Source organism: Aquimarina litoralis (assembly GCF_019295435.1).
Lineage (GTDB): Bacteria > Bacteroidota > Bacteroidia > Flavobacteriales > Flavobacteriaceae > Aquimarina > Aquimarina litoralis_A.
This window is the reverse complement of sequence record NZ_WEKL01000089.1, coordinates 1-6,518: the sequence shown is the minus strand read 5'-3', so window position 1 is coordinate 6,518 and position 6,518 is coordinate 1. Positions and strand designations below refer to the sequence as shown.

General features: G+C 34.7%; 7 protein-coding genes. 5 read left to right on the top strand and 2 right to left on the bottom strand.

The genetic code is table 11. From position 1 onward, the window contains the following. The 5 genes from GBO31_RS23160 to GBO31_RS23140 form a co-directional block, all read left to right on the top strand. On the top strand, positions 1 to 615 hold a 615-nt coding region (locus tag GBO31_RS23160; RefSeq protein ID WP_219010995.1), incomplete at its 5' end, for an MFS transporter. Between the two features lie 2 nt (positions 616 to 617). Then, the gene (locus tag GBO31_RS23155; RefSeq protein WP_219010994.1) at positions 618 to 1,763 is read left to right on the top strand and encodes a Gfo/Idh/MocA family protein; all 1,146 of its coding nucleotides are present in this window, start codon (positions 618 to 620) and stop codon (positions 1,761 to 1,763) included. A 61-nt stretch (positions 1,764 to 1,824) separates the two neighbouring features. Next, a complete protein-coding gene (locus tag GBO31_RS23150; RefSeq protein WP_219010992.1) occupies positions 1,825 to 2,886 on the top strand; it encodes a sugar phosphate isomerase/epimerase family protein in 1,062 nt (353 codons plus the stop codon). Between the two features lie 79 nt (positions 2,887 to 2,965). Then, complete coding sequence (locus GBO31_RS23145; protein WP_219010990.1) at positions 2,966 to 3,667, top strand: hypothetical protein; 702 nt, start codon at positions 2,966 to 2,968, stop codon at positions 3,665 to 3,667. Positions 3,668 to 3,683: 16 nt separating this feature from the next. Then, entirely contained in the window at positions 3,684 to 4,481 is a 798-nt protein-coding gene (locus GBO31_RS23140; RefSeq protein ID WP_246615971.1) for a 3-keto-disaccharide hydrolase, read from the top strand. A 228-nt stretch (positions 4,482 to 4,709) separates the two neighbouring features. Here the strand turns inward: GBO31_RS23140 and GBO31_RS23135 are convergent, their stop codons facing one another. Then, positions 4,710 to 5,591 carry a carbohydrate kinase family protein gene (locus GBO31_RS23135; protein ID WP_343211340.1) on the bottom strand — a complete coding sequence of 294 codons (882 nt, stop codon included), beginning with the start codon at positions 5,589 to 5,591 and terminating at the stop codon, positions 4,710 to 4,712. Between the two features lie 379 nt (positions 5,592 to 5,970). Continuing rightward, positions 5,971 to 6,518: lyase family protein (locus GBO31_RS23130; protein ID WP_246615970.1), on the bottom strand; the 548-nt coding region annotated here is incomplete at its 5' end.

The following is a 6,518-nucleotide window of genomic DNA, read 5'->3' as shown; positions in this document are numbered from 1 at the left end:
TTAGATGCGATCAAACTTTTAAAAGACAGAAATTTCTTGATATTTTTTATTTCTTCTGTACTAATATGTATTCCATTAGCATTTTATTATCAGAATTTGAGTCCATTCTTAACAGAATCTGGTGTAGAAGACTCTACAGCACTAGCTTCGATAGGGCAAGTTTCAGAGGTGGTATTTATGCTCCTATTACCTTTTTTCTTTAAAAAGTATGGTTTTAAAAAAACAATATTAGTTGGAATGATTGCCTGGGCAATTAGATATTTGTTGTTTGCTTATGGTAATACTGGTGATTTATTTTTTATGATTATCACTGGAATTGTATTACATGGAATTTGCTATGATTTCTTTTTCGTTTCTGGTCAAATTTATACCGACTCCAAAGCAGGAGAAAAGTTCAAAAGTGCTGCACAAGGTTTAATTACACTAGCAACCTATGGATTTGGAATGCTTATAGGTTTTTATATTGCCGGAAAAATCACGGATGCAAACATACTAACGGAAGGAGAACATAACTGGAATAGTATTTGGATATTCCCTGCGATTTTTGCTGCTGTAGTAATGCTATTGTTTGCTATCTTCTTCAAAAATGAAAAAATAGAATATAAAGAAAGTTAACTATGACTAAACTTAAAATGGGAATGGTCGGCGGCGGCACAGGATCTTTTATTGGAGATGTGCATCGCAAGGCTGCGAGTATTGATGGAATGGTTAATTTAGTTTGTGGTGCGTTTTCTTCTAGTAAAGAAAAAAGTCTTACTTCTGGAAAGGAATTAGGGATCCCTGATGAACGTGTGTATGGCAGTTTTGAAGAAATGATCTTAGAAGAAGCAAAACTTCCTGAAGAGGAACGAATGGATTTTGTATCTATCGTTACTCCCAATCATATGCACTTTCCTCCAGCAAAAATGGCTCTCGAACATGGGTTTCATGTGATTTGTGATAAACCACTTTCCTTGACTTTGGAAGAAGCTGTTGAATTAGAAAAAGTAGTCGCATCCACTGGAAAAATATTTGCACTAACTCATAACTATACGGGATATCCTATGGTAAAACAGGCAAGAGCTATGATTGCCAAAGGAGATTTAGGAACTATCAGGAAAATAAACGCTCACTACTTGCAAGGATGGCTTTCTACTTCTGTAGAAAAAACCGGACAAAAACAGGCAGCATGGCGAGTAGATCCTAAAAGATCAGGAATTGGAGGTGCTTTGGGTGATATCGGTACGCATGCTGAAAACTTGATTGAATATATTACTGATATCAAAATTGAAGCACTGGCTGCAGACTTAACTGCTTTCGGTGAAGGACGTAGTCTAGATGATGATGGTAACATATTAGTACGTTTCGAGAATGGAGCCAAAGGAATCATCTCTTTTTCGCAAATAGCGACAGGAGAAGAAAATAATTTGGGTGTCAAGATTTATGGTACGAAAGGAAGTGTAGAATGGTATCAGGAGAATCCAAACCAACTTATTGTTAAATGGTTAGAGCAACCTAAACAAATCTATACTCCTGGCGGAAACGGAACGTATCCAGAATCTTCTGCCTATGTGAGAATCCCTGCAGGACATCCTGAAGGATATTTAGAAGGGTTTGCTACTATTTATAGAAGTTTTGCGAAAGAAGTTCTAACTTTTAAAAGAGGAAACTCAATTTCAGACAAACCAGATTTTCCAACTGTAAAAGATGGAGTTCGAGGAATGAAATTTATCTATGCTGCTGTAGAAAGTAGTAAGCATAATGCTGCTTGGGTGACATTATGATCGCAGTAAAACTTTTAATTAACCAATAACACATATACACCACCACTAAAAACTTATGAAAATGAAGACAATAAAAGGGCCTGCAGTATTTCTTGCACAATTTATGGATGATAAAGCTCCTTTTAACTCACTTGATGGATTATGCAAATGGGCATCTGATTTAGGATATAAAGGTATTCAAATCCCTACTTGGGAAACCAGACTAATTGATCTAGACACTGCAGCAGAAAGTCAAACCTATTGCGATGAACTCAAAGGTAAGATTGCTGATTACGGACTAGAAATCACCGAATTATCTACACATCTGCAAGGACAATTAGTGGCAGTACATCCTGCTTATGATTTGATGTTTGACAATTTTGCTCCTGACGATTGCAAAAACAATCCTAAAAAACGCACAGAATGGGCAATAACTCAAGTAAAAAATGCCGCTACAGCAAGTAACCGATTAGGAATTAGTGGGCATGGTACATTTTCTGGGTCTCTTTTATGGCATACGATGCATCCTTGGCCACAACGTCCTGCTGGACTGGTAGAAATGGGATTCCAAGAATTAGCTAAAAGATGGCTGCCAATTCTGAATCATTTTGACGAGCAAGGCGTGGATGTTTGCTATGAAATTCATCCAGGAGAAGATTTGCATGATGGTGTTACTTTTGAACGTTTCTTAGAAGCTACAGGAAATCACAAGCGAGTGAACATACTATATGATCCAAGTCATTTTGTGCTACAACAACTCGATTATATTGAATATATTGATCACTATCACGAGTTTATCAAGGCTTTTCATGTTAAGGATTCTGAATTTAATCCAACCGGAAAAAAAGGTGCGTTTGGAGGATATAGTGATTGGATAGATCGGGCAGGAAGATATCGTTCTCCAGGAGATGGACAAATCGATTTTAAAACTATTTTCTCTAAGCTTACCCAATACGGATGTGATGTTTGGGCAGTGATGGAATGGGAATGTTGTATCAAATCTCCAGAACAAGGAGCTCGAGAAGGTGCTCCATTTATTCAAAGCCATATTATTGAAGCTACCCAAAAAGCATTTGATGACTTTGCAGGTGCTGATATTGATAAAGAACAGCTTCGAAGAATTTTAGGTTTGGACGACTCCTAATGTTATTCGAATTTCATATCTTTAATCGTATTGTCGCTTAAACCGCTGTATCGCAAAAACTTAAAACTCAAAACTTAGCATGAATATTACAATTTCAGATTTTTCCAGAACGGAATTGATGCAGGTTAGAGAAGCACATCATGGAGCTATACGATTAATTCGAAGGGCTTATTATATGTTACACGATTTTATAACTCCAGGGCGTATATTATCATCACGTCAAAGACAATTGGTAGAAAATTCTTTGTTTGCAAGTTTTCTTTCTAATTCTAGTAATATAAGAGCGCATACTCATATTTCTAATTATGATATGCAGTTTAGATTAATACATTTAAATCTTCAGAGATTGCATAGGCATGCTTCTCATTTTGAGGTTCATAGGCTTGCCAGTGCATTAGATGGTGATGATTTTATCCGAGGAGAAGGTGCCAGTATAGAAATATACGCTGAATCTGTAGGTGTTCATAGTCATAGAAGAATACCTGTAGAAAACAGGCCGTACATTATTTTGTACGATCCATTTTTTTCCACTTCTTATAGTAATAGACTACGTATTATCATTCATGAATTATGTCATAACATATTAGGTTTCACTAACCCAAGATCTTTTCGAAATCCTAATGTTCATAGTCACTCTAATGATATATATATTACTAATTGGAATGTCTTTAATGCGATGTCATTTGCTCAAAGTATTCGAAATCCAGATAAACACGCTTATTTTATATTGCTTTTGTCTGAAATCACTTTAGAGATTACCAATACTTATACTATTAACTAATAAATACTATTTAAAATTGAAGAATATTTTTTCATTATCCATAATTGCTTTAGTTCTTTTTTCATGTCGTGAAAACACATCCATTTCTGTTCCGGAAGATAGAATTGAAACAGATACCATCGTTACTAAAAGTCAAAAAGAAATTACTGACCCTAAAGAAACAGAAGTTTGGGATCCAGAACCAAAAGCCATTTCATTTGACACGATGAATGTTCCTTCGGACGCTATTGTACTTTTTAATGGAGAAGATTTAGAGCAATGGATTGCTACTAAAGATTCAACACAGGCAGGTTGGACCATTAATCCTGATAAAACCATGACTGTAAAACCAGGTACAGGAGATATTCAGACAAAAAGAAATTTTGGTAGTGTTCAATTACACTTAGAATGGAAAGCACCAGATGTTTTAGTGGGTGATGGACAAGGAAGAGGAAATAGCGGTGTGTTTTTTCAAAATAGATATGAAGTACAGATTCTAGATAGTTATCAAAATCGTACGTATGCTAATGGACAAGCTACTTCTATTTACAAACAACACATTCCTCTTGTAAATGCAACGAAACCTAATGATCAGTGGCAGACCTATGATATCATATTTCATCAACCTGAATTTGAAAATGGTAAAAAGAAAACATCAGGATCTTTTACGGTGATTCATAATGGTGTGTTGGTTCAGGATCATGTTGAGATTTTAGGAACAACAGAATATATCGGTCCACCGAAGAATAGTCCTCATGGAGAAGGTCCTATAAAATTACAAGATCATAGCAATCCAGTCCATTATCGCAACATATGGATTCGAGAACTGAAGTAGTGTGAGTTCTACGTAACAAAACTATAAAACACTTATTTTTAAAATATTTACAGTTTTCGTTTTGAAAACATCCTCACCCAACCTCTCCTTTTGAAGGAGAGGAGCTAAAAGTCCCTCTTTTGAAGAGGGATCTAGGGAGATGTATTAAATTGAAACTATTAAAATATTCATTTTAAGAGAATTAAAAACACTGTAAACTATGCTTTATCCCGAATTTACATAAAATAGTTATTGTGCACTTATAAATGCTTTAATCTCTTCATCTGTAAAAACTGGATTAGCTCCTTCGCTACCTGCTACCATAGCACCAATAGCACATGCATAATCTATAGCAGTTTGCGGGTCAATTTGTTGGATTAGTTTTGAAATCAAAGTACCTAAAAAGGAATCACCTGCTCCTACTGTATCTACTACTTTTATGGTATATCCGGTATTGTTGTAAAAACTATTGTTATAAAATAAGGTTGCGCCTTTTCCTCCTTTGGTAATACAAATTTGGGAAGTTTCTGTATGTTTAGCTATGGCTTTTACTTGATTTTCAATCGTATTTTCTTGTATGTTAAAATAGGTACAGATTTCATCTAATTCTTCATCGTTAAGCTTTATAAAATCAGCTTTTTGCATTAGTTCTAAAAGTAAAGCTGCATCATAATGTGGTGGACGAAGATTAACATCTAAAATTTTAAACTTTGCAAGTTCTAACAATTCTAATAACGTCTTTCTAGAAACATCATTTCTAGCCACCAAACTACCATAAATAAATGCATCAGAAGTTGCTACTTCTTTTGTGGCTACTTCAGTATTCTCGATAAAATCCCAAGCTACTGGTCTGCTGATCTCATATGAGGCTGTACCTTCTTCATCTAGTGTTACTAAAACTTCTCCTGTTTTATGGACTTGATCTTTCTGGATAGTGCCAATAGGAAGTCCTTTTCCCTGGATATAAGAAGAAATATCGTTTCCTAATTCGTCAATACCCACTCTGGTAATAATTGTGGTATCTATACCCATAGTTTTTAGGCGTAAAGCGACATTAAGCGGTGCTCCACCAATTTTTTTATGAATAGGAAATATATCCCAAAGTACTTCTCCGAAACAACTTATTTTCACACGTTTAGGTTTTAATATTATTCAATAATTACAAAGTATACACTAAGATATTAATAATTAAACTTTTTATACAAAAAACAACCCTCAGCGGTTAACTACTCCTCTGAGGGTCTAGGTCGGAGCGAAAAAATTAAACTAACTCAACTTACACTCAATTAACAGCTCCAACTTCTCTTCATATTTTTATTTACAATTAATGAGATCCCGAAACAAGTTCGGGATTGAATTCAACTATCTCTTTTTAATGCGCTATCGCCTTTAAAAAGAGGTTTCATTCAACTTACACTCAATTAACAGCTCCAACTTCTCTTCAATAATTTATAATTTTTTATTTAAAATGAATTCTAGCCTAGGCTGGAATGACAAAATACTATTGTTTTTATACTGAATTTAATTTCTCTTTAATCTTATCAATACAAGGGTTATTAATACTTCCTATATGTGTATGTTTTGTATTCTTTTCAGGTTTGTAATTCCCTTTTTCGATATCCTGTCCAATTTTCACGTAGGCATCTCTAAAGGACATTCCTTCCATGACCAGCTCATTCAAGGTATCTACACTAAACAAATAATCATATTTAGTATCTTCCAAAATACTTTCGTTTACTTTCACATTCTTTAGTGCATAAATTGCCATTTCTAAAGACGCTTTTAGATCCTGAATTGCCGGAACAATTCCTTCTTTCAATAACTGTAAATCTCTATGATATCCACTTGGTAAATTATTCATAAGCAGACTCAACTCATATGGTAAGGCCTGAATCTTATTACATTTCCCTCTAATGAGTTCGAATACATCAGGATTCTTTTTATGTGGCATAATACTAGAGCCTGTTGTAAATTCTGAAGGAATACTCATAAAGTCAAAATTCTGACTCATATACAAGCAAACATCCATTGCTAATTTCGATAAGGTACCTGCCACAC